Genomic DNA, 25,829 nt, shown 5'->3' on the forward strand with positions numbered 1-25,829 from the left:
ATCATCTACAATCTCAAAGGTGAAGAAGAAAATGAAATATTGCGATAAACAAAGAAAATAAAAGTTTGTGTCTAAAATAAGGGGTCTAAACCGAGTTCTCTCTATAATTAACCTCATATACTATGTTACTGTCCAGGTCAGACATTTTTCTTTTCGTATGAAAGGATTTTTTATCCAGATCTTGACTTTTTCTTGCTGGATAGAAAATTTACTGGCCGAAATAATATTTTATGAGCATGATCCTCTGGTTACTGGCCAGGTTGGAAATTATTCTGTCCTTATAGAGGGTTTACTAGCAGGTTCCGGTTTTTTCTGTCCCGGCAAAAGCTATACTTGCCGATAAAGGATTAAATGGGACAGGTCTCTTGCTTCTGCCGATCATGATACCTCTACAGGGTAAACTTTTTCTATTTCATCTTATAAAAAAAAGCCGACCCATCTGGATCTGCTCCTCTTGTCTTATATATGAGAAACAATCAATTCACATTCCCCATCCAATTTAAATCCGCCAAAGCCGGCTGGCAAAATAAAATGAGTTCCTTTTTCAAAATCAAAGGATTCTTCCGATGTTATTAGCTTACCGCTTCCCTTAATCACACTTACGAGCATGAAGGGATGATCTTGGTTAAAGGCTGCTTCACCATGTACACTCCATTTGTATACAGAGAAAAAGTCAGATTTTACAAATGTTGTGATTTCTGCATTTTCTACTTGCTCAATTTGCTGATTGCTCGTACCGTCCACATGAGGAATTGTCGTGACATCAATTGCTTTTTCCAGGTGAAGCTCGCGTTTATTCCCGTCTTGACCGATGCGATCATAATCGTATACGCGGTATGTGGTGTCAGAGCTTTGTTGTGTTTCTAGTACAAGTGTGCCTTCACAAAGTGCATGGATTGTTCCGCTTGGGACATAGAAGAAGTCGCCTGGTTTGATTTTTAGACGGCGTAACAAGTTATCCCACTGACCGTTTTCAATCATGCTAACGAGCTCTTCCTTTGATTTCGCATTGTGACCGTAGATTAATTCAGCTTCTTCTTTACAATCGATGATATACCAGCATTCTGTTTTACCGAGCTCTCCGTTTTCGTTCTTTTTGGCGTAGTCATCCCCTGGATGAACCTGAACGGAAAGGTCTGCGCCTGCATCTAATATTTTTGTTAATAATGGAAAAACGTTCCCTTCAGTGTGGGCAAATAATTCAGGATGTTCTTTCCAAAGCTGGTCCAGTGTTTTCCCCTTGAATTCACCGTTTTTGATAACGGATGGACCGTTTGGATGAGCAGAAATCGCCCAGCATTCACCTGTATGGTCATTAGGTATGTCATATCCAAATTGTTCTTTAAGTGTAGTTCCGCCCCAGATTCTTTCTTTAAATAGCGGTTTTAAAAATAAGGGTTGCATGTATGAATTACCCCCTAGCCGTTAAGCCGTTGGCAGCTTTCTCTTCTAATGCCAGTTTTCCAAGCAAGAGCGATCCTGTGATTCCTGCGTTGTCTCCAAGGCCTGGTGATACGATATACTCATCAATTTTTTCACTCAGCTCCGGATAAGGGACATAATCATTTAATAATGTTTTAACATAGTTATGGATGAGTGGGAACAGCTGCTTTTGCTTCATAACCCCTCCGCCGAGGATGATCTTTTTAGGAGAAAGGATGACAATGTACTGGACTAATGCTTGGGCAATATAATAGGCTTGCATTTCCCAAACCTCTGTCCGCTCTGCTAAAGCAAGTCCATTTTCTCCCCACCTTGCTTCAATAGCTGGACCTGCTGCAAGACCTTCCAAACAGTCTTTATGATAAGGACATTTCCCTTCATAAGTGTCGTCAGCATGGCGTCTAACGATAACATGTCCCATTTCAGGGTGAGACAGGCCTTGAAGAAGCTGGCCATTCACGACAGCACCAGCTCCGATGCCTGTACCAACAGTGATATAAAGACAGGAATCCAAGCCTTTTGCAGCCCCAAGAGCCGCCTCACCAAGAGCCGCTGCATTAACGTCTGTATTAAAGCCAACCGGAACTTGGAATCTTTCCTCTATCGCTTTGACAAATGGATAATTTTTCCAAGGGGTCTTCGGTGTTTCAGTTATATTCCCATAGGACGGGCTTTTTTTATTTATTTCGATTGGACCAAATGTGCCAATCCCAATCGCTTTTAGTTCAAACTGCTGAAAAAAATCAAACACTTGTCCCATTGTTTCCTCTGGAATGGTCGTTGGGATTTGGACCCGATCAATAATTTTTCCATTTTCATCACTAATTGCACAAACAAATTTCGTTCCACCTGCTTCTATTCCTCCGTAATACATTAAAATCCTCCTTTTGGGCCTTTGTATAAATTAATTTAATGGTGTCTTATTTAGTCAACTTGCTAGATTGTTCTTTAAGAGGGTGCCATCATTATTTTCAGACATTTTTCATTGTCTATAGTTTAATCTACCACTATTAACATTCAAATTTTCTAATCTCTTTTTGAACGAAAACTGTAAAGCAGTACTAGAACTTCAGCGACATACACCCGGTCAAGCTGGAATGATGTTTTTTTAAAACTTCTTGACCGATTCATGAGACCTAGGGGCGGATGGAGCCTGTCAGGCAAAGATGTCAAGTCCTGTCCGTCGGACTGTACAACGATAATCTCACTTTAATACTTTAATTAACTTAAACTTTCAGATCCTATTAGAAAGGGGTTACATAGTTTACATCATTATTTTATTGTACAGGAATATGAGAAGGATTGTAATTCCCTTTTTATTGTTTTTCTCTGGAAATTGCCTGCTTAAATACAGTTGTGCTTTTCTTTATTAAGGATATATGAGAAAAATGATACCGATTTTCTTAGTTTGGTTTCCTGTAATCAGAATTTCGTGCCAATTTCCAGAGATTTTTGTACAAATAATATTATTTTCAAGCCTTCCTATGAGAATGTCCTATTTATTAGCTGAACTTCCATCATCTGAGTCAAGCTGGTCTAACTTGTCGTCTTCTTGTGCCAGTTCGAGCTGATAAACTCCTGGACAGCCGCTTTGACTTCCTTTTTCTATTCCAAGAATTTCATACCAAACTAATTAATTTATAAGGTCTTGCTGACAAAAGAGTTATTGATGGTTATGTTTTAACTTAGAATTTTTTAAGGATTCGACGAATAAAAAGCTAAAAAACCACCAACTTTTGTTTGTTAGTGGTTTCATTTATTAACTATTCTTATTCTAATGTTAATACGATTTCTTTGCTGTTTTTCGTTATTGTTCTTTTAAACTCTTGAAAAGGATATCCAGGATCCTTACGAACTCCGAATGTATAGTTGCCTTCTTTTAAAATTATAGTGACCTTACCGTATTCATCTGTTAAATTCGCTTTACCGTTTATATAAGCAGAAGATGAGTTAAAATCTACCACAGTCTCTTCAATAGGTTGTCCTTTTTCATTTTCTACAATAAAGTCAACTCCAAATTTTTCGTTAGAACAACCATTAAGAAAGATATACAATAAGAAAAGTGAATACATTGTTCGCCTTTTTATCAGAAGGGATCACCTTCTATTTTTACAGCACAGAAAAACAACTATCTAAATTTGTCCTTCTATTTATTATCCGCCGGAAAAACAAGTCCCATTTGACTGCGTGCTTCATCCATGATTTTGGCCGTTATCATAGAATGTTCAAATGAGTTTATTTTGGATTCTGTTTGTCCATTTTTAATAAGTTCAATAAATTCTTTTGCTTCATAATACATGCTGCTAAATGTTTGGTTAGCTGTGATGTCTTCGGTACTGCCGTCTCTGTAGCGGATTTCTACTTTTCCTGGTGTGTTGATTTGATCAATGATAATATTGCCGTCTTCCCCTTGAATTTCAGTAGGCAGATGGGAATTTGTGATTTTGGAATACATCACGACCGCGTCATGGTCACCATAGTTTACGAGGAGGCTTCCTTCGCCATCTACACCAGATTCAAGCATAATGCCATTCGCTTTCACACTTTTCGGCTCCCCAAATAGTACGGTCATTGGGTATAAACAATAAATTCCGATGTCCATCAATGCACCGTTTGAAAATTTCGGGTTAAACGCGTTAAGGACGGTCCCTTCCTTGTAAGCGTCATATCGGGAAGAATATTGGCAGTAGCTTGCAAAATAACGGCGAACCTTGCCAATTTTATGCAGCTTTTCTTGAATGGCTTTGAAATTTGGGAGTAACGTTGTTTTTAAAGCTTCCATTAATAAAACCTTGTTTTCCTTAGCTGCATTGATCATATGACTAAGCTCTTCTGAGTTCGATGCAATTGGCTTTTCACATAAAACACGCTTGCCATGGTTCAAAAAAATTACAGCCTGCTCTGCATGGAAAGAGTTTGGGCTTGCGATATAGACTGCGTCTATTGCATCACTTTTTGCCATTTCTTGAAGATCTGTAAAAGTGGTAGAGAGCCCAAATTTTGAAGCAAATTCCTGTGCACGATCTAGTGTCCGTGAGTAAACTGCTGAAAGCTGGAAGTCTTCGTGTTCACTAGCTGCTTTAATAAAGGATTCTGTGATCCAGTTTGTTCCTACGATTCCGAAACGAATCATTTTTATCACCTCTAAGTTTCATTGTCCGCTTCTATTTTATCATGGTGCAAATGTTATTAGCTGTGGAAACATTATTCTTGCAATCGAAAAGTACAATTAATGTTATTATTTATTACATCATAAAGTTATCATATCTAACATTTCAAAAAAATATGTTAGATAATCTCCCCAAAATGCTTACAAGTCTTTTTTAATCCTGTATGGTTATAGTATCAAAGGCAAAGGGGTTGTCAAAATGAAAAAATCTGAAATGGGATTTCTTACATTTTTAGTGTTATCAGTTAAAATTGCATTCACTTTCTGATACTCAATAGACACCCACAATTCTTTCCTTCTTATTAAAGCGTTTAATCTGTTGATTGGTATTAAACCTTGAACTTGAAGCTATGTATATCGCTTACAAATTTAGTTAACATAAAGTGTCTTTTGAGTATGAAAAAAAGGATCTTCAAATCGAAGATCCTTTTTTACTTTAAGATCATAATCATTTTCTTATATGATTCTATTTTTACGAGTATCTCTACTTATATTCTGTTTTTATCACACTCTTACATTCATATATTCATGCTGAGTATTTAATTATTCTACATGAAATCCCTTTCAAAAGGCGGAATTTATAAAGAATCACAGCTTCAAATCTATTATATTAATTTATGACTTCTTTTGGTTCTTTCAAGAATACCCCATAGGAGATAGCCCCAATTAGAAGGAAGCCTGCTCCTAGCAAGAATACATTATTAAAGCTTCCTGTTTGATCTAATATTATTCCTGTCATAATCGGAGCAAGAGCTGCACCTAGAAAGCCTCCGAAATTTTGTATGGCTCCTAAGGAAGAAACTTGATTACTTGGAGCAATATCAGCAGCCAGCGTCCAAATAACACCTGATGGCAGCTGTGAAGCAAAATAACCAACAGACAATAAAACAATACATACCACCGTATTTTCAATAAACGGAATTGGGGCAACAGATGCAGCAGCTAATATCGCGCCACCTACAATAGGAACTTTACGGGAAGTTACTGGTTGGACACCTTTACGAATGAATGAATCAGAAATAATTCCACCAAGCAGGACTCCAATAATTCCGGCAATAAACGGAATAGACGCAATGAAACCGGTTTCTTTTAAGCTGAATCCTTGTTCAATTTCTAAATAGCTCGGTAACCAAGTTAAATATACCCAAATCGTAAACATAATACCAAAGTTACCGATTACCATAAACCAAGTTGTTTTTTGCTTGAATAATTCTCCCCAAGTTGCTTGTTTTTCTTTTTTTATTTCCTCTTGCTGCACTTCATTTTTAATCATATTTCTTTCTGTTTCTGTTGGATTGCGGTACAATTTCACCCAAACAATCATGACCAATATTCCGAATGCCCCTACGATGATGAACATGCCTCTCCAGCTCATGGTCAACATTAATACTGTAAGTAATGGAGGAGCAATGGCATTGGCTATTTGTGAACCCGTATTAATAATGGAGGTTGGTAATCCTCGTTCTTTTTTAGCGAACCATGTTTCTGTTACTTTTAATCCAGATGTAAAGAATGGAGATTCTGCTACTCCAAGTACAACCCGTAAGGCATAGAATAATGAATATGAATTAGCAAAAGCAAAAAGAACAGTTGCTAGTGACCATAGTCCTGAAGCCCACGCGAACATTTTTTTTGGACCAAATTTATCAACCAGCCAGCCTGCTGGAAGATTAGCTAATGCATATGGCCATAAAAATGCTGATAATAGAAAACCCATTTGAGTTTGTGATAATCCAAATTCCTCTGCAATCGTTGTATTAGCAATACTTAAGGTTGATCTGTCTAGATAATTTACTACAGCTCCAATTAAAAGAAGAATAATAAATCCCCAACGCAAACCTGCTTTTTTTTGTGAATTGTCTTTATTCATGATGCTCATCTCCCTAAACCCTTAATGATAGCGCTATCTAAAAATAGTATAAAAAATAACTAGTTTCAGATTATCCGAAACCTTTACAATCTCGGATAACCTATCATTTAAATGTTATTTGCATTTGAAACAGCCTGAAGAAATTCTCTTGCTGCAAGCGTTACTTTCTCGTAGTCTCCATCCTGCTGTGCTGCTTTTGTAATATAACTGCCGACACCTACTGCTACACAGCCAGCCTTAAGCCACTCACCTGCATTTTGCGGTGTGACTCCTCCTGTAGGGACTATGGCAGCCTGTGATAAAGGAGCCTTCACGGTTTTAACATATCCAGGACCGACGAATTCAGCAGGGAATAATTTCACTACATCTGCTCCAGCTTCCATCGTTTCAACGATTTCAGTTGGAGTAAAAGCTCCGCTTACTGTTACTGCTTGATATCTATTTGCCATCTTAAGCATTTCTGGGTTCAACTGCGGACTAACCAATAATTCAGCTCCAGCCAATAAGGCAGCATTCGCTGTTTCACTGTCGAGAATCGTTCCAGCACCAATTAGTACATCTTCATATTTGTTAGATAATTTTCTTATAATTCCCAAGGCATTTGGTACACTCATCGTGATTTCAAGAACTTTGATTCCGCCTTTAATTGCTGCTTCTGCTACATTCATTGCCTCTTCTTCGTCATCAAGTCGAACGATTAGTACGATACCTGTCTCAGAGATTTTCCTTAAGTTGCTATATTTCTTCCACATATCATTGCCTCCAATAAATTTGCTAAATGTATAATCGGTCACCTTTGTATCCTAGTTTCTTTGAAATTTCTAAAGCCGTTTTTTGAAGAAGCTCAACGATCATTTTTTTTCTTTCTTCATTCATGCCGTTAAATGAACTTGCCACACTGATAGATGCAACTGGTTGATTCCATTGATCAAAGATTGCAGAACCCAAACAATACATTTCAATATTGTCCTCTCTATCATCAATAGAGTAACCTCTAACTCGAATATCTCTCATATCTTCCAAAATATCTGGAATTGTTACTTTCGAATATTCTGTCTTTCTGGCAATCTCCCCGTTTTCAAGGATAAATTTAATTTTCTCATCAGAAAATGCAGCTAACAGTGCTTTCCCTAGTCCAGTTGTATGCATATACCTTCTAGATCCCAGCTTTGCAGTTGGCCGCATGATAGAATGGCTCTCTGCCTTATCTAAGTAAACAATTTTCCCCCTGTCTTCTGTTCCTAGAAAAACAGTACTTCCAATTAATCTATTTAATTCCTGGATCGGCTGTCTTGCCTGAGTTGTGACATCACTGTTCGAGAGATAAGCACTTCCTACCTCAAATGCTCTAAGCCCTAAACGGTACGTTTTCAATCTAGCATCATCAATCTCAATAAACCCTTTAACTAAAAGTGTTTGTACTAATTCAAACCCACTGCTCTTAGGAAAATTGAGTTCTTGACAAATTTCATTTAGGGTTAATGGTGCTTCGCTCTTGGCAAGCAACATAAGTAAATCAACAACACGTTCAGCAGATTTATTCATTTTAATCGCTTTCATTAAGTACCTCCTTTAGTTCACATATGCGAACATTGTTCACTTAATTGAACTTCCAGTTAACCTTAGCAAATTAAATATTCCCTGTCAATAAATTATAAATCAAAACTTTATCGTTGTTTTCTAAAAATGTAAACGCTATAATTAGGTCGTATTATTCTAAATACCAAATTAAGTTCGTATATACGAACCTAAAAGGGAGTCCACTATGAAACCACAGCTTATTTTTTTAATTGGATGTCCAGGATCTGGAAAATCTACTATAGGAAAAGCCATCTCCAAGGAGTTTAATTTTTCATATATTGATAAAGATATTACTTGCAATCTTTTTACAGGGACTTTATTGGAAATGAACGGATACTCACGCTATACAAGAGATCATTGCGATTTCTATAAGGATATTGTTATGGACCTTGAATACCAAACGATTATGAATGTTGCGAATGAAAATTTAAAACTTGGAAATTCCGTAATATTAGACGCCCCATTTTTAAGCTATTTCGCTGATGAAAATTATCTATCTGATCTTCAAACTAAATATAGATGGCATGACATCGATCCTCTTGTTTTAAATGTTACTGTTGATTTCGAGATACTAAAGGAACGTCTGCAGAAACGCGGTTTAGAAAGGGACCAGTGGAAATTTAATAATTGGGCAAGATTCATTAAGGATATTCAACTAAAAAAATGCCTCTGGAATAATGTGACCATTAAAGAATTTGATAATAGTAAGGAGGAATTAAATACTGAAGAACTCTACCAATTTTTCAGGCTAAGGTCTTGATAGAAGCTAAACCATTATTAGTAGCCTCATTTTTTGGCAGAAATATGAAAGCATGTTGTGGTGCAAACGTTGCAAATATCTCTTTCATGCAATATTAATCATTCTATTGATAAATCAATGATGGATAAATACCTGCATTATTAATTAAAAACGTCAAAAAGCCAATCAATATGTACCAAATGGATTGGCTTTTGATTTACTTCTTCATATCGAATTAATTGCATCCTTGCCAAATGATTTGCATCGTTATCGGATCGTTTGCTCCTTCACCAAATTATTTGCGCCGTTATCAATTTAATTGCACAAGCACAATCATCAAAGGACAGCAATACTTACTCCAGCAATTAGCAAGATTTTTCTCATGTCAAAGCCCCCTCCGTGTTTTTCTCAACTTGTTTTCGGTGCAGCTCGGGATAGATATGTCCGGAATGCAGCAATTCAAAATGTGTGCCTGTTTCAACAATTTCTCCTTCGTTCACCACTAAAATGATATCGGCGTTTTTGACCGTGCTTAGTCTATGAGCAATGACGATTCTCGTACAATTTAATTCTTCCAGATTTTTGTGTATGCGTTCTTCCGTTACCGTGTCCAGGGAACTGCTGGCTTCATCTAAAAGCAATATGGCTGGCCGATGGGCTAAAGCTCTGGCTAAAGCCATCCGTTGCCGTTGTCCGCCCGATAAATTACTCCCTTCTTCCGAAAGAATGGTTTGATATTTCATGGGCAGCAGCATAATGTCGTCATGGATTTCAGCAAGCTTGGCAGCACGGATTACTTCCTCCACACCGATTTCTGGATTATGAAATGCGATGTTTTGATAGATTGATGAGTTAAACAAATGAACCTGCTGGGTAACAACACCTATTTGCTGGCGGAACTTAGATTTATCCATATTCGTAATATCCTGACCATCAAATAAAACCTGTCCGTTAGTTGGTTGATATAGTCCCATTAATAGGGAAGCAAGTGTACTTTTTCCTGACCCTGTCGTACCTACGATCGCAACAAATTGTCCAGGTTCAATAACAGCTGATACTCCCTTAATCACTACAGGTCCATATCGATTGTACTGAAAATCAATATTTTTAAGTTCAATTCTCCCCTCTAACACATGTGGGTCAGTAACACGATCGTCATCCTGCTCAGGCTCTGTTTCAAGAATATCAAGGATTCTTCTAAAATAAGTACCCATTAACACCATCTGATTCGTCGTTGTGACCAAAGAGGTGAGAGGTATAAAGAAACTAATCGCTAATGTATAAAAGGCCATCATAGCTCCTAGTGTCATGGTCTCAGCCATTACTTCTCTAGTTCCTAATAGAAGGATGATTAACGGTGCCGCAATCCGCAATGTTTGCATCGTACTATCGACATAGGAAGTAAAAAAGCCTCGTTTTCGCGATGCTTTTATTTGCTCTAAAAACAAGCCTGACCACTGTTTATAAACACTAGGTTCGACCCCTTCAGACTTAACGACCAAAATCCCCCGCAAAACCTCAGCTAAATAGCTCGAAGCCTTGGTTTGCCGCAAAATTTCTTCTTGTGAAAACCTGCTAATATAGCGATTGCTAATGATCGTCAAAACGACTTGAAGAATGGCGAAGCCTATTACATATAGGGAAAGATAGGCAGAGCTATAAAGCATATAAACTAAAAAACTCAAAACCATGCCGCCATCAAGCAGCATTGTGACCGTTCTAGTTGATAAAATTTCGCGAATAATCATGTTGCTATTAGCCCTAAGAATGAGGTCTCCGCTTGTTCTCATTTGAAAAAAGTGAAAGGGCAGTTTAAGTAAACGATTAAAAAACCTTGTCATCAAGTTCAAATCCAGGCGATTTTGCAGCTTCACCACCGTTCGTGTCCGGAGCAGGGAGAACACAAATTGGATTGCCACTAACAAGATAATCGGCAGGGCCAAAAGGTCGATAAGATTCTTATTCTCAGCAACTATCACATGATCAACAATAAATTGGACAAGCATCGGTGTGGCTACAGCCAACAATTGCACAAATAAAGAAAAGACAATAATCGACATAACGAGCTGCGGTTCTTCCCATAAAAATCGAATGTATTCCCGCCAAACTTTTTTCACCTTACGACGTTTTAAATTTTCAGTCGGCTTCATAGATAAACAGATAAATTGTGTATGATCATCAAGCTCTTCCATGAAGATGACACGGCGTCCTGCTGCTGGGTCCAATATAAAAATTTTATTTTTGCGTACCTTTTCTACTACTACAAAATGATCACCCTGCCAATGTAAAACAGCAGGGAGCTCGATTTTATCCAAGTATTCTGCCGCGACTCGCTGAGCAGAGGTTTCGAGATTTAATGATTCGGCAATTTTTTTTATTATAAGAAGGTTAATCCCTTCACGGCCCCCTCCCCAGTTATTGCGTAATTCAGAAAGTGTATATTCACTCTGATAATAGGAGAGGATCATGGCTAGGCAGCACAATCCACATTCAGATTGCTCCATCTGCTCAATGAATGGAATACGACGCCTATTTCTAGTCATTTTCCCTCCTCCATTGGACCACCTAAAACGACTACTGAAGGTACCTTTGATGGAGCGGCAAGCCGAAGGAGTCCATAACCAACACCAGCTAAACCAAGCATGAGTCCAGGAGTTTCTTCATTTTGCGGGATACCGCAGAACCACCCTTTTTCATTTGCTTCTTCAAGAATCGATGCCCCAATCTGATAGGCCTTTTCCTTCAAAGCAGGATCCTGAAAATCTTCTGACGCTAATAGCAGGACTTCTAAGTTTCCAAAATCACCATGACATTGACAGTGGCTGCCACCAAAGCCTTCACGTAAAGTGGTATTGACGGCTGTATTTATTTCTTCATTCATTTTTTCATCTTCCAAGCAGCGCTTTGTCATTAACCGGCCTAATGCAATACCTGCCGCGCCGTGGCACCATTGGACTGGTGTAGTAATGCCAAGTCGTTTCCTTTCATCACGGTAACGAAGGTCTGCCCAATTGCCTTCTTCCGGAATAAACATGCTGCGCTCATATGTGAGTGCCTTTTGACTGCATTCGAGGTACCGTTTGTCATTCGTAGCGGAATAAAGCTCTGATAAAGCCCAGGCAATCCCAGCTGTTCCATGGGATAAGCCAACTAATGCTGTTTCATCATCTAATGATGAGACCCAGCCGTATCCCTCATCTCTGGATTTTGCATTGTTAATAAGATGGTCGCCGCATTTGACGGCCATAGAGAGTGCTCTTTCTGAATGAGTCAATTTATATAGCCGTAATGATACTAACAGCGTCCCGGATACACCGCCAATTAAATCATACATGTCATCTTTTGGGATCCATTTTTCACATTTATAAAGAGCTGCTAACGCTTCCTCCATATAGCTGTCGTTCTTCCATAGAACAGATAAATGAGTGAGGACGTAAGCAACAGACGCATATCCATGAAAAGCTGAAAGCGACCCTAATCCATCATATCGTTCAAGAAAATCAAAGGCAGATTTTACAGCAGCTTGTGAGACCTGTTTATACTGATCATTTCCAGAAATTTCAGACAGGTAACCATAGAATAACGCCACACCCAAAACACCGTCATATAAAGTTGCGTCTAAAGGTGTGAATAACCAGCGATCATTAAGGGAAGCTCCAACACCAATCCAGCTAACGTCTTCCCCGTCATCTCCCCAATATGCTGACTCAAGCAATTTGTCCCCTATCGCCACCGCCTGCTTAAGGAAGTCATCTTGTGCAGCTGATTTTTTGGGGATTTTTTTCGACACATCGTTACGGTATTCTTTATAATCCCAACGCTTTAACATAGTTGCCATTGAAATTTGTATATACTTTTTTTGTTTCTCGCAATCCCTTCTATTAAAATTCTCTATCCTTTGCAATGTATGATGAAGAGCCGATTTTTCAAAAAAGGCTTTTGTTTCTTCGTCAACGCTGTCCCAAACAGATAAAGAGTTAACTCGAGTATAGAAATACGGGATGTCCCCACTCAGCAAATCACGCGTTTCAGAAGGTGTCGTACCGGCTAACTTTTCATTTACTTCAATGACCCTCCATAAATAATCAAATAATCGGACCCGATCGAGGCCATTCTTGAGATTATCTGGATGTAAGGAGGCCCTTAACATAGTTGTATAGGATTGTGTATGCCGGAGGATTGTACGAACTTTATCATCCTGAAAAGCCATGATCGGCCCATCAATTTTTAAAAGCTCTTGTTTATTTTTAACCAGTAGCATATAAGCGTCCTCAAAGCCTTCTACAATGCAATCAATATGATTTTCTGGAGGAACTTCTTCCCCTTTATACCTCGGGCGATTATTTGCCCCCTTGTGAAAACCTATTGTCTTTGTCATTCTCATTTTATCTGTTTTCTTATCTGTAAATTTGTATATAGGTTTAGGAAGCTTTTGTCCAGCATGTCCTCCTATTCCACTTACTTCAATCGAACGGAAAGAACCTGATTTGAAAAGTGATGCTGGCAAGATAGCTGTCCTAAGGACAGATTGTGTCAATTCCTCAGATGTCTTCTGCAGAGCAGTCAGCTTTTGATCAGCGTTTGTATTAAAATTTGTAAATAGAGATTCTAAATCAATAAATTGTGGGTGTTCACCAGATGCTACCATATTTTCCATATGAATATCTGTTGCATGAAGCATATGAAAAATAGCAATATAAGCCCCTAAACGCCGGTAAAAATCTTCTACTTGATTTGAACTCTCACACTCTTTAGAGTCAGTAAATTGCTGCCAGCCATATTCCGCTTTTACAAGGACACGGACAGGCTCAAGCTTAGGTGTGATACCTTTTTCATTGATCCAATCAATTAAACAATTGAAATGATAATCAATTGACATTGGCCTCGGCTTATAAACTAGACGGGTGCCTGATAAGAATTCCATGATGATCACGCTGCGGCCATTGCGATGCAGGTCCCCTGTTCCAGTTTGAATACCGATAAGTTTAGTGAAATCTCCTTCAAAGGTTCGTCGGATTTCAGGTAAATCATTTATGAAAAACTCTATAGCTTCATACAGCGAACTCATCCATCTATCTGCCGTTTCCACCATAAGACGGGCAAGGACGGGATATTTAGATAAAAGTAAATAAATATCCTTCTCCATCGTAATATGATTATGGATAAAATCTTCAAAACGTGCTTCCGGAGTATCCCCGTTTAGACGCTTCTCAACCCGCGCAAGATTTAATTCGTAGATGAGAACTCTCATTGATAAAGCTAATAACCCTTCACAAGCAGCTTTAAGGACACTTTTTTGGATGACAGATTCATCAAAGGATAAAGTCGTATGTTTGAGCTTCCAGTTTTGATAGGTTTTGTTGATTGCTGAACGAATATATTTTAGAAAAGGCTGGACAAAAGCAAGGAATTCGAGATTATGTAATTGTTCATTTTCAAATTGGATTTCCTCCATGTGTAAATGGGGACCATCGAGGATTTTCTCTAAAGTTTCAATCCATTCCACTGCTTCCTTTTCATTCGGGTCATCTTTCGTCTTTAAAATAGTTTGAAACTCTTGTCGATTCAATCCATCCTTTAATAAACGGTATTCAGCACGGGACATAGGTAAGCCGGTCCGTTTATACCACTCCAATTCATACTCTGACTCTTGATCATTTTTGTGAGTAGTTTCGATTAAACGTTCATTCAAATATAAACCTCGTTTAAGGGCTCCCGGATTTATGGTTGATGTCAAATTTGCCATATTATCTCTCCCCGTGTAAAACAGATTTATTTGTTTATTCAGAAGCAGCTTATTTATTTTCTAAACTTCTTCCTCGAAAGAATAAATAAGGCAAGGGCGATCATATCCTCCCTTGCCTTAACCTCTTAAACATTACAATTCAGCATTAGCAGCAAACGAAAATACTGTTCGGGCAGTCATCGGTGATTGTACAGCGCCATCCGCAACCAGCAGCACCTGCAGCTTCTTGTAATTCTTCATCAGAAAGTACTTCAACTACATTTTTCAATTCTTCCATTTTAACTCCTCCTCAGTATTTTTTAGCAACCATGGCTCCTAACAATTGACATTATAAACGCAGAATTTGGAAATTAACAGAGGTTTATTGGAAAATCATTACATTTAATCACATAATGGAAAAAAATGGACAGGTAACAGGTATGTCGATTTGTGACATAGTCCTTATTTTTCTTTAATGGAATAAAATAGTAGATAAAATTTTAGAAAATTATGACTAATTATGCTATTTCAACACATAAAAAGTCATACGGTTTGATAAAGAAACAGTAAATTTACCATTATAGGAAGATTATAGTAGATTTCACTTTAGGTTTAAAAGGGCTTGGTCGAGAGGAAAGAGATAACATTTTTTTGACCGGGGAATAGGTCATTTGACTTGGGTAAAATTGTAACAAAAGTATGGAGGGAGACGAGATTGCCGCAAATTCTTCATACAATATTTAGATTCAACAGTAATTCACCTATTGCTTCAAGACCGGATAGATGTCCGCGAGAACGGAATTGATAGAGTTTCCGATTTAATTGCTAGAGTTTCTGAATTAATTGCAAGAGTTTTTGAATTAATTGCTAGAGTTTCTAAATTAATTGCCATGGTTTTGAAAATAATTGTTCATAGTCCAGTTCCCCTTTTAAAGAATATGAGAAAAACCTGATTTCTTTTTAGAAGGCTAAATTTTCTCACCTTTACAAAGATTTGCGAAAATTTCCTAAGAATGGGGCATCGAGAGATGGTTGTCGCCACCTAACAAAGCTAAGAGGTCAAGTATTTTTTGAAAAAATAGTTGACGATTATCACCTTGATAAATTTCATTATATAATTTCCCGTCTTTTATAAAGATGATTCGGTGACAATAACTTGCTGCTACTGGATCGTGGGTCACCATAAATGTGGTGGTTTGCTCTGTTCTATTAATCTCTGAAAGAGCTTCCATTACATCCTTTGAGGCTTTTGAATCTAAATTTCCTGTTGGTTCATCTGCTAAAATCATTGATGGTCTATTAATGATTGCTCGAGCTATCGCCGTTCTCTGTAATTGCCCTCCTGAAATTTCATAGGTGTATTTATTTAAAAGCTTTTCAATCCCAAGCTTTTTTGTCACTTTTACTAGTTTTTGTTCCATCGTATCTTGAGTTTCGCCATTCAGTGCAAGGGGAAGAATAATATTTTCCTCAACAGTCAGCATTTCAAGCAAATTAAAGTCTTGAAACACAAAACCGAGCTCATTTCGCCGAAACATCGCTTTCTCGTTACGGCTGAAGGAATGAGGGTTTTTCCCATTTATGAAAATCGTGCCATAGCTTGGTTCATCAATTGTAGCCAGTAAGTTTAGAAGGGTTGTTTTACCGCTCCCTGACGGCCCCATTATTCCCACAAATTCGCCTTTATTAATTGAAAAATTGATGTTATCGAGAGCGCGGTGCGGTACTTTGCCTCTATATACTTTACCTAACCGTTGAATTTCTAATACCTTCACCATATTCCCTCCCTGCTGTTATCTATCCTCATTTTACCTATCTCCTCTTACAGATAAAATTGATTTATCTTACACTTTGCTTACAGATCTGTAAGCTCTTTCAACAAAAAAGCGCCAGTGCCCGTATATCGTTAGTATGCAAAGCTTACCGTGAGAGGTCAGCTGGATGCGCTGGGCATCTGTCACTTCCTTTAATGCATAAACTTAAAACCTTTCTTCCTCTATCAAAAAAATATACGTATTGTAGTTCCTTCGTGCAAAACAGACTCGATTTCGATTCGATGGTTTAGATGATCAAGAACCTGTTTGACAAGATAAAGACCCATACCAGTAGACTCCTGAAAAATCCGGCCATTTTCACCTGTAAAATAAGGGTCAAATACACGGGGCAAATCACTTTGAGGAATTCCGACACCGCGATCACATATCTCCAATATGGTTTGTCCTTCAACAACCTGTCCCTGAAAGAGAATCCTTTCTCCTTCTTTATCCGTATAACGAACCGCATTTGTTATGAGCTGCATAAGAACAAAGGTAAGCCATTTCTCATCAGATACAATTGTCAGCGATTGATCGATTTCAATTTGCGGGTAAATTTTACTTCGAATAAACAAGCGCTTATTCGTCGAGGTTGTATTTCGGACAAACGTATTCAAATTAAGGGCTTCTACGGAAAAGTCACGTTCAAATGTGTCAAGACGCGTACTGTACAACACTAATTCTAATCCATTTTTCAATCGATCCAGTTCTTCATTAAGTGAAGCCGAGAATGAGTCGTTACGGTTTTGTACCATTAGCTGCATGACAGCAAGTGGCGTTTTCAATTGATGAACACTTTGATTAATAAGCTGGACATGGTTATCAAGCTTTTGTTTATAATTATCAATCTCCTGACTATAGTACTGAATTTGTTCTTTCTGCAGACGTTCAAAGCTTTTCGGCAAGGGAGCAGATTGATTCTCAAACCTCATGTCATCCAGTGTAGACAGCGATATTGACAAGCTGTTATAAAGCGACCGGTTTCGTATGTATCGAAAGGACAAATACCCGATAAGGAAAGTTAAGTTTAATAGACAAACATATAATAAAGTTGCTATTTGAGTGTAGCCATCCAGCCAAAAAACCAGGAGGGTGAAGAATAGCTGAACCATATAGAAGAAAAAAAGAGCAAGCTGGTCACGAATAAATAATTTCATTTCTTATTTCTCCGGTTTCCCCAGTTTGGAATAAGGCGGTATCCTTGTCCACGGACCGTAACCAAGGCTTCTTGGATATTTAGTTTTGATAGCTTTTTTCGGACTCTCGTCATATAAACATTTAATGTATTATCGTCAACAAAAGCTTCATCATCCCATATTTTCTCAAGGAGCTGCTCACGGCTTACAACGTTTTCAGATTGACTCATTAATTCATATAAAACCTTGACCTCTGTATGACTCAAGTCGACCTTGTCCGAATCGTGTTGTAATAAAAGTCGGCCAACATCGAGGGATAATCCATCGAGTGTAAGTGTTCCTCCTACCTGGTTAGAAGCATAGCTCCCATATGCTCTTCTTAATTGACTATTGATTTTTGCTAAGACAATATCATAATCGAAAGGCTTTGTAATGAAGTCATCCGCACCATTTTCCATTGCCATCACCTGCTCCATTTTTCCATCCCGGGCAGAAATAAACAAGATAGGACAGGTTGAATGCTTGCGAATCTGTCTGCACCAATAATAGCCGTCGAATTTTGGCAAATTAATATCTATGAGCACGATATGCGGTGAAAATCTTTTGAAATCTTCTAATACTGACTCAAAGTTTTTTACAGCAAATGTCTCGAAGTCGTATCTTTGAATATAATCCTCCAAAAGTTGTACAAGCTTTAGATTATCTTCTATTATCAAAATTCTAAACATCCAATATCCTCCTTGTCATCGGCATTTTGGGAAAAGCTCATTCTTATACTCCCACAGCGAATGCAGTGGGTTTTCTTCAACTCGCTCTGTAACATAACATTTTAGCATAATTTTCTATCTTAAATTAAGTGATTTTGAGGCTATTTAAACCTGTACCTCTTACCTTACAAAACTGTAAGAAAATGAAAGATTAATCGATAGCAGCAGAGCTTTCTCACTCTTATACTTAGATTTATAATCATGTGTTCAAAGAGGTAATTGTCTTTATAAGCTTATTTTCCCTCTTAAAAACAACATAAAGGGCAGGGATAGAAATGAACAATATGTCAAGCGAAGTATTAGTTTCTACAAATGGATTAACAAAAAGATTTGGGGATCAAATCTCTGTTGATCATGTAGACTTGCAAATTAAGCAGGGGCAGATTTTCGGCTTCCTCGGACCCAATGGTGCAGGAAAAACGACAACCATAAGAATGCTGCTTGGTCTTATGAAGCCGACAGAGGGTGATGTTCAGATTTTTGGAAAATCCTTTGATAACAACCGTATAGACATACTAAGAAGAGTCGGTGCATTAGTTGAAGCACCTTCCTATTACCGTAATTTAACAGGCTATGAAAACTTAAAGCTTTCTAGTGAAATTTTAGGCGTGTCAAAACAGAGGATTGATGAGGTGCTGGAGATTGTCCGCTTAACTGAAGCAGCTCATAGGCAGGTAAAGCAATATTCATTAGGGATGAAGCAAAGGCTGGGAATTGCTTTGGCCCTTCTCGGTTCCCCTGAGCTATTAATTTTAGATGAACCAACAAACGGGCTTGATCCGAGCGGAATCCATGAAATTCGCCAGTTGATTAAACGGCTTCCTCAAGACTTTGGAATTACCGTCTTAATTTCAAGCCATAATCTTGCTGAAATTGAAATGGTTGCAACCCACGTAGGGATCATCCAGTCTGGCAAGCTAAAGTTCCACGGAACATTGGAAGGCTTGAGAGGGGATAACAAACCGATAGTAGAGATCAAAGTAAATAACTTAGCTAAAGCAAAGGAATTTCTTGCTCAGCAAAAATTACATGCTGAGGTTAAAGATGATATGTTGTTTATAGAAGACGTAAAGGAACCGGTGTCATCCATTAACAAAAAGCTTGTCATCAATGGTTTTGAAGTTTCTCATGTGGTTTCAAAAGTACAAACCTTGGAGGAGATTTTCCTCGATTTAACTGGAAGAGAGGGGGCGTTATAAGTGTTTGGGCATCTATTAAAAACAGAATGGATGAAGCTTAAAAATAATTGGATCGTATTCCCAATCCTTTTAGCCCCTTTGCTCATCCTGCTTTTACAATATGCGAATTTCCTTATTCGTTATTCAAGTGTTGTAAAAGAAGGCGATGTTCCTTGGACAATTTTTATTGAACAGCATTCCGTCATATGGGCGGTTCTCATCCTTCCGATACTAGCTGCCGTACTTTCAAGCATGCTGATTATGACCGAGAATTCAGAAAACAATTGGAAATACTTATTAGTCCTCCCAATTAAACGCGGAGATGTTTATTTCGCAAAAATCATTCTAGTTATCTTTTTCTTAAGTATTAGTACGTTACTGCTTGCGGTAGGAATGGTCATTAGTTCAATGGCATTAAATCTTCCTGGTGACATTCCATTTGGGCAATTAATCCAAACTTTAGGGGCAGCGCTTATCGGCTCATTTGCTGTTCTGACAATCCAGTTCTGGCTCAGTATTCATTTCAATAATCCCGGGGTCCCGCTTGCTGTTGCCATATGCGGGACAGTAGCAGCGATTTTCCTGCTTCAATCGGCTCTTACTCGATGGCTGCCATGGGTCTATCCGTATCTAGTCCTGCCAATACGTTTAAATGAAGGCATTAACATTATCTGGTACATGGTACAGTCCCTTTTAATCGGACTTTTATGTTTAGGGGCAGGCTATCGGGAATTCGCCCGCCGGGATATATAGGCGTGCATTGAATTATCAATTATCGGTTATCTGGAGAAAAGGGAGAAATGAGGGCAATAAATCATGAATTTTTTTAATGTATTAAAGATGGAGTTTTTGAAATTAAAACGTTCGTATGTTTGGTTGTTCATGATTGCGGCGCCGCTGTTAATGGTAATCTTCGGTGCCTATAACTTCGTTCGTTATCAAGATGTATTTCTAAAGGGCAACGCAGTTCCTTGGGAGAAATTACTCGGTCAGATTGTCACATTTTACGGACTTTTACTATTGCCGCTTTCGATCGCAGTAATGGCAGTATGGTTATCTCGTATTGAACACTCTGAAAACAATTGGAAGTATTTATTCACTTTGCCAATGGATCTTAAGTTGATTTATGCTGCCAAATCAATTATTCATATTTTGCTGGTTGGTTTATCTATGTTAATTTTATATTTAGGTACGATCATTGCAGCAACTATCGTGAATGTGGGAGTCATCCCCTATCAAAGCTTAGCAGTAAGTACCCTTATTTGCTGGGTAACATGCTTGCCTATTTTAGCGCTTCAAATGATCCTTAGTATCCGGTTTCCTAATATAGGTATCCCTGTTGGAATCAGCCTTGCAGCATCCATTGCAAGTGTCGTGATCACCAATACCTCATATGGACAGTATTACTTTTGGTCCCTTCCTTCTATTACACTCTTACCTAGTTCAGAAGGAACGGGAAATGTCTCGGCTCTTTATTTGTTAAGTGTTTCCTTAGTTGCTTTTGTCTGTTTATTAGCTATCGGTTATCAATTATTTCGTCGTCAGGAAGCTTAGAACGTTACCTAATCAATGGCTTTTATATTCAGGATAATCCCGATGACGATGCACCGTGACCCTCTATGGTGACCGATTTGCTCTTTTTTTCCGCTTTCGGGGCACCATGAGAATCTTATATTGGGAGGGGCATTTCCCCAAAATGTCCATATTTTTGATTACTGTTTAATTTTCTCGGTGCACCTGCAAATTTTCTAATCTCACCGTACATTTACCTTAAAGAAACTAAACAAAAAGGCTTTTCTCTAATTGAAAGGAGTAAAAATGACTTTCCGCAAATTAGCTTTGATAAATGTCGTAAGGAATAAAAGAGTATATACCGCTTATTTTCTAAGCAGTGTCTTTTCGGTTTCTGTATTCTTTATCTATGCGCTATTTGCCTTTCATCCGGCTTTTACCATTGATATTATTGGCGGATATGTATCGTTTGGCATGCATTTTGCAGAATTGATCATTTATATCTTTTCGATCTTTTTTGTGTTGTATTCTATGAGTGCTTTCTTAAAATCTCGTAAAAAGGAATTCGGAATACTAGCTATTAATGGTATGTCTGATATGCAATTAAGAAGGCTTGTTTTCTTAGAAAATATGCTCATTGGTTTCTTCGCAACAAGCTCTGGCATTCTAATCGGATTACTTTTTGCCAAACTGCTGCTGCTAATAAGCGAACGTGCCTTAGGGATGACGAGCGAGCTGCCCTTTTACTTTCCTTGGCAGGCTTTATTACTAACGTTTCTTTCATTTTTCATACTCTTTTTGTTCATTTCAATTTTTACTACATCCTTTGTAAGAGGGAGTCAATTAATCGATCTTTTTACTGGAGGAGCAAAGCCGAAGCCTACCCCAAAAGCATCGCGGGCACTTTCCTATCTTGCTGTTATTCTTTTAGGTTTAGGATATACAATTGCCTTGCTTGTAAAAGAAGCAATGGTTTTCTTTGCGATGATTCCTGTTACAATTATCGTCATTATCGGAACTTATTTATTTTATACACAGCTGAGCGTGTATTTCCTCAACTGGGTCAGAAAAAAGAAACGGATTTATCAGCACAAAACAAATCTGGTTGTGTTTTCTTACCTAATTTATCGAATGAAGGATAATGCTCAAATGTTTTTTATTGTGACCATTGTCTTAACGATTACATTTTCCTCTATCGGTACACTGGTGGGAATTCGAACAATGTTGATTGAAACGACGGTGATCGCAAGGCAGGGAATCGATATCGTCTTATTTATCGGTCTATTTATTGGGGCTGTATTCTTTATCTCGTCTGGGAGCTTTCTTTATTTCCGTCTTTATACAGATTTAGAAGATGATAAACGCCAATTTGGGGCAATAGCAAAGCTGGGTCTTACAGATAAGGAATTGTCGACGATCATTACATTGCGTCTAGCCTTACTCTTTTTCTTCCCTATCCTTGTCGCAACTATACACGGGGCAGTTTCGCTTACAGCCATGCAGAATATGTTTAGCTATCCCCTTGCATTAGAATCCATTCTCGTTCTTGGAAGCTTCTTTATTATACAAGTTGTTTACTTTTTGATTATGCGAGCACATTATCTTATTCAAATCAAAAAGGACATAATAATCCACAATTGATATGAAAATAAATTTACACGAATAGGATCCCGGCTACAGTACCGGGACCATTTAGCAAAGGCTGTAATATTTTATTTATCCACCCACACTTCCCCGTCTTTGTATGTCATTTGCTCAGGATAACGGAGGTTTAAGACTTCTTCTTGTATTTGCTGAGAAGGTGCTTTTGTGGAAAGAGAGACAATGACATTTGTTATTATGGCAGCTGCTGCACCAAATACACCTGCACCCGTATCAATGATGCCTCCAATTGTATATCCGCCATATTTTGCGGCAAAGATGTAGGCTAAGGTCACACCAAGGCCGACGAGCATTCCGGAAATAACACCTTTTTCGTTTGACCTCTTCCACCAGACTCCAAGCAATAATGCTGGGAAGAATGTTCCCGATGCCAGCGCAAATGCCCAAGCAACAATTTGCGTAATGGCTCCTGGTGGATTTAAAGCGATAAGGCCAGCTAGCAGTGTGGCGATCACAATCGACCAGCGGGCAACTGACAACCGTTTTTGTTCAGTCGCACCTGGCTTTAATACGCGATAATAAATGTCATGAGCAAAGGAGGAGGAAATGGCGATCATTAACCCGCCGGCCGTTGAAAGGGCCGCAGCCATTGCACCTGCCGCCACAAGGCCAATGACAAACATTCCAAGGTTTGCGATTTCAGGTGTTGCCATAACGACGATATCATTTGAGATGATCATTTCTTCCCATTGAAGAATTCCGTCTCCATTCCCATCTGCTAATTGCAGTTTTCCTGTATTAACCCAAGTCTCAGTCCAGACAGGAAGTGCATTCAGTTGTTGGCCCACAACATTTTTCATGAGGATGAAGCGTGAAAATGCCGCGTAAGCAGGAGCGGATAAATAAAGCAAGCCGATAAAAAGAAGAGCCCATGCTCCTGACCAACGGGCTGCCTTCATCGTAGAAACGGTATAAAAACGAACGATCACATGAGGCAACCCCGCTGTACCAGCCATTAATGTAAACAAAAGAGCAAGGAACTGCCATTTTGTCCCGTTTGTAAAGGGAGCAAAATATTCCGAAATGCCAAGCTGCCTATCTAGCTCGCCCATTTCTTCAATAATCCTTCCATAAGAAAACCAAGGCATCGGATTTCCAGTTAATTGCAGCGACATAAAAATAACTGGAATGAGATAAGCAATAATCAGAATTATATATTGCGCCACCTGTGTCCAGGTGATTCCCTTCATCCCTCCAAAGGCTGAGTAGAACGCGATTAAAACAACCCCGATTAAAGTTCCAATTTTAGCATCAATTTCAAACAGCCGCCCGATCACAACGCCTGAACCAGATAATTGTCCAATTGAGTATGTGAAGCTGATTATAATTGTACACACTGCTGCCAGAACACGTGCTGTATGACTTTCGTAGCGGTCTCCAATAAATTCAGGTACAGTGTAGCGCCCATACTTTCTTAATTGAGGGGCCAGCAGGAAGGTCAGAAGCAAGTATCCCCCCGTCCATCCCATTATGTACGCTAGCCCATCGTAGCCAAGCAGCATAATCGTTCCCGCCATTCCGATAAAAGAAGCAGCACTCATCCAGTCTGCTCCAATCGCCATACCGTTAAAGATTGGCGGAACTCCTCTGCCTGCTACATAGAAATCAGATGTTTCTTTTGCTTTATTATAAATGGCAATCCCAATATACAGTGCAAACGTTGCCAGAATAATGGTCAATGACACTAAAAATTGTGTATCCATTCTCATCCTCCTATTTTCGGCTGTTAATCGACTTTTATCCTACTCTTAACGGGCAGGAAAACATTAGCCTCAAAATTCAAGTGAAACAAGAAGATAACTGGGGGATAACCCCCGCAGGTATAATGGAAAAGGAAAGCAGACTAAAAGCGCCAAGTTCGTGGAACGTCTGTGTAACCCGCATCCTGCGACAAACAAGAAGGGGATGAAGAACACCCCCACTGATGGAAGGTTCACTTAATTAGTTACCAGCTAATTTTAGTGATCAAGCACTTTACCAGAGCTAATCTGCTCATTTTTGCTTTCGTCAATTCCATATTTTCTGTCGATTTGGTCACTGACTTTTGCGTTAATAAACAGTAAGAGGATAAAGATTATGACTGCACCCTGTGCGCCCATATAATAATGAAAAGGAAAACCATTAATCGAAAAGGTACTAAAAACTTCGGCAAATGAAACGACTCCAAACGAAACGACGAACCAGATGACTAGATAAAAAATAATATTCCGGGTTTTTTCTTTAAAATAAGCATCTGCGACCTTTTTATCGATTTTCTTCAAATCATTCACCCCGCAAAAATTGAATAGGATACTCACTTACGACAATTTAAAAATAAATTTAAGTGTCTCCATAAACGGTGCAGGAACTAAAGCGATTTCTATTAGGAAGTAGATAAACAAAGAAGCAAATGGCACAAGGAGGATAAGAGGTTTTTTCCATCTAAGCCCAAAATACAAACTGAGTACTGTGATGATGAGCATGATCCATAGAATAAGCACAGAAACCACTCCTCTCAAATGTAAACGCCGCCAAAAAAGAAGTTTAGTTTTATCACCTCATCCTAATTTAATAGAATTTTCCAATAACTATATTATGAAGTGTATCAATACCTGCGTCAATGCTTGACCACTATCCATAATGCATGAGAATTCGACATAACATAAGTATATAATAGGTGCTCAGACCGATACTTTATCAAGCAATAAACAAATTTTTCGGGATAAAATACCTGCAGATCAGAAAATATCACGCTTCTTTCTTACCCTTTTTATTAATATGAAGAGTATTGCAGGAAATTAGTAGGATTCTTTGAAAACAACAAGAACGAAAAGCGCAAGGCGCCCGCCTAACGGCGACAAGCATAAGACGAGCCGGCATGAAGGTTCTTCTTTAACCTTCTTGACGGATTGGCTTATGACCTCGAGCCGATGGCGCCTGGAGCTAGACAACGACAACACTCTTTAACACGTTAATACTTTAATTAAATTAAACTTTCTGATCTTATAAGAAAAACGCTACGCGTCTTTCTGAAGGTGTGAGGTCGGAGGTGGGAATGGATGAAATTAGGGAAAGGGCTGATTTTTTTCTATACTCTTTAACTTGTTCTTTAGGGTGCTCGCTTCATTTTGACCATATTTCATACGATTTCTGTTTGTTCATTCCATAACAAATAGCTTTTTGCTCTTGATCACTCACAGATCGTTTACTTATCTTCGATTTTTCCCTTTATATCTTCGAAATCTGAAATTTAT

The 25,829-nt window shown here is 38.5% G+C and carries 20 protein-coding genes; 5 read left to right on the forward strand and 15 right to left on the reverse strand.

What is annotated here, in order from left to right; translation table 11 throughout:
• Positions 1 to 459: 459 nt before the first annotated feature.
• The 7 genes from manA to IC621_RS23775 form a co-directional block, all read right to left on the reverse strand.
• Positions 460 to 1,404 (reverse strand): mannose-6-phosphate isomerase, class I, encoded by a 945-nt coding sequence (manA, locus tag IC621_RS23745; RefSeq protein ID WP_191162138.1) that lies wholly within the window; start codon positions 1,402 to 1,404, stop codon positions 460 to 462.
• Positions 1,405 to 1,411: 7 nt separating this feature from the next.
• A complete protein-coding gene (locus IC621_RS23750; RefSeq protein WP_191162140.1) occupies positions 1,412 to 2,317 on the reverse strand; it encodes an ROK family protein in 906 nt (301 codons plus the stop codon).
• 895 nt (positions 2,318 to 3,212) lie between these two features.
• Positions 3,213 to 3,515 carry a hypothetical protein gene (locus tag IC621_RS23755; protein ID WP_191162142.1) on the reverse strand — a complete coding sequence of 101 codons (303 nt, stop codon included), beginning with the start codon at positions 3,513 to 3,515 and terminating at the stop codon, positions 3,213 to 3,215.
• A 74-nt stretch (positions 3,516 to 3,589) separates the two neighbouring features.
• Positions 3,590 to 4,576 carry a Gfo/Idh/MocA family protein gene (locus IC621_RS23760; RefSeq protein WP_191162144.1) on the reverse strand — a complete coding sequence of 329 codons (987 nt, stop codon included), beginning with the start codon at positions 4,574 to 4,576 and terminating at the stop codon, positions 3,590 to 3,592.
• Between the two features lie 646 nt (positions 4,577 to 5,222).
• A complete protein-coding gene (locus tag IC621_RS23765) occupies positions 5,223 to 6,482 on the reverse strand; it encodes an MFS transporter (RefSeq protein ID WP_224752774.1) in 1,260 nt (419 codons plus the stop codon).
• Between the two features lie 107 nt (positions 6,483 to 6,589).
• Entirely contained in the window at positions 6,590 to 7,234 is a 645-nt protein-coding gene (locus IC621_RS23770; RefSeq protein ID WP_191162148.1) for a bifunctional 4-hydroxy-2-oxoglutarate aldolase/2-dehydro-3-deoxy-phosphogluconate aldolase, read from the reverse strand.
• A gap of 22 nt (positions 7,235 to 7,256) precedes the next feature.
• Positions 7,257 to 8,042, reverse strand: coding sequence for an IclR family transcriptional regulator (locus tag IC621_RS23775; protein ID WP_191162150.1), 786 nt, complete (start codon positions 8,040 to 8,042; stop codon positions 7,257 to 7,259).
• 205 nt (positions 8,043 to 8,247) lie between these two features.
• Here IC621_RS23775 and IC621_RS23780 point away from each other — a divergent pair, with 205 nt between their 5' ends.
• Complete coding sequence (locus tag IC621_RS23780; protein ID WP_191162152.1) at positions 8,248 to 8,823, forward strand: AAA family ATPase; 576 nt, start codon at positions 8,248 to 8,250, stop codon at positions 8,821 to 8,823.
• A gap of 359 nt (positions 8,824 to 9,182) precedes the next feature.
• Here the strand turns inward: IC621_RS23780 and IC621_RS23785 are convergent, their stop codons facing one another.
• From IC621_RS23785 to IC621_RS23810, 6 genes are all read right to left on the reverse strand, one after another.
• Positions 9,183 to 11,345, reverse strand: a complete 2,163-nt coding sequence (locus tag IC621_RS23785; RefSeq protein ID WP_191162154.1) for a peptidase domain-containing ABC transporter — start codon at positions 11,343 to 11,345, stop codon at positions 9,183 to 9,185.
• The gene (locus IC621_RS23790) at positions 11,342 to 14,548 is read right to left on the reverse strand and encodes a type 2 lanthipeptide synthetase LanM family protein (protein WP_191162156.1); all 3,207 of its coding nucleotides are present in this window, start codon (positions 14,546 to 14,548) and stop codon (positions 11,342 to 11,344) included. Before IC621_RS23790 ends, IC621_RS23785 begins: the two co-directional genes overlap by 4 nt.
• Positions 14,549 to 14,693: 145 nt before the next feature.
• On the reverse strand, positions 14,694 to 14,825 hold the full coding sequence (locus IC621_RS23795; RefSeq protein ID WP_191162159.1) for a type A2 lanthipeptide: 132 nt from the start codon (positions 14,823 to 14,825) through the stop codon (positions 14,694 to 14,696).
• A gap of 709 nt (positions 14,826 to 15,534) precedes the next feature.
• On the reverse strand, positions 15,535 to 16,302 hold the full coding sequence (locus IC621_RS23800) for an ABC transporter ATP-binding protein (RefSeq protein ID WP_318153115.1): 768 nt from the start codon (positions 16,300 to 16,302) through the stop codon (positions 15,535 to 15,537).
• A 224-nt stretch (positions 16,303 to 16,526) separates the two neighbouring features.
• The gene (locus IC621_RS23805; protein WP_191162163.1) at positions 16,527 to 17,498 is read right to left on the reverse strand and encodes a sensor histidine kinase; all 972 of its coding nucleotides are present in this window, start codon (positions 17,496 to 17,498) and stop codon (positions 16,527 to 16,529) included.
• Complete coding sequence (locus tag IC621_RS23810) at positions 17,495 to 18,205, reverse strand: response regulator transcription factor (protein WP_191162165.1); 711 nt, start codon at positions 18,203 to 18,205, stop codon at positions 17,495 to 17,497. Before IC621_RS23810 ends, IC621_RS23805 begins: the two co-directional genes overlap by 4 nt.
• 314 nt (positions 18,206 to 18,519) lie before the next feature.
• Here IC621_RS23810 and IC621_RS23815 point away from each other — a divergent pair, with 314 nt between their 5' ends.
• The 4 genes from IC621_RS23815 (at position 18,520) to IC621_RS23830 (ending at position 22,575) form a co-directional block, all read left to right on the forward strand.
• Positions 18,520 to 19,443 (forward strand): ABC transporter ATP-binding protein, encoded by a 924-nt coding sequence (locus tag IC621_RS23815; RefSeq protein WP_396653116.1) that lies wholly within the window; start codon positions 18,520 to 18,522, stop codon positions 19,441 to 19,443.
• Complete coding sequence (locus IC621_RS23820; RefSeq protein WP_191162167.1) at positions 19,444 to 20,175, forward strand: ABC transporter permease; 732 nt, start codon at positions 19,444 to 19,446, stop codon at positions 20,173 to 20,175.
• A gap of 63 nt (positions 20,176 to 20,238) precedes the next feature.
• Complete coding sequence (locus IC621_RS23825; protein WP_191162168.1) at positions 20,239 to 20,976, forward strand: ABC transporter permease; 738 nt, start codon at positions 20,239 to 20,241, stop codon at positions 20,974 to 20,976.
• Positions 20,977 to 21,240: 264 nt separating this feature from the next.
• The gene (locus tag IC621_RS23830; RefSeq protein ID WP_191162171.1) at positions 21,241 to 22,575 is read left to right on the forward strand and encodes an FtsX-like permease family protein; all 1,335 of its coding nucleotides are present in this window, start codon (positions 21,241 to 21,243) and stop codon (positions 22,573 to 22,575) included.
• 71 nt (positions 22,576 to 22,646) lie between these two features.
• Here the strand turns inward: IC621_RS23830 and IC621_RS23835 are convergent, their stop codons facing one another.
• A complete protein-coding gene (locus tag IC621_RS23835; protein ID WP_191162174.1) occupies positions 22,647 to 24,299 on the reverse strand; it encodes a sodium:solute symporter family protein in 1,653 nt (550 codons plus the stop codon).
• Positions 24,300 to 24,554: 255 nt separating this feature from the next.
• On the reverse strand, positions 24,555 to 24,857 hold the full coding sequence (locus IC621_RS23840) for a DUF4212 domain-containing protein (RefSeq protein ID WP_191162176.1): 303 nt from the start codon (positions 24,855 to 24,857) through the stop codon (positions 24,555 to 24,557).
• Positions 24,858 to 25,829 lie beyond the last annotated feature (972 nt).

It is taken from the genome of Metabacillus arenae (genome assembly GCF_014773385.1).
Classification (GTDB): domain Bacteria; phylum Bacillota; class Bacilli; order Bacillales; family Bacillaceae; genus Metabacillus_D; species Metabacillus_D arenae.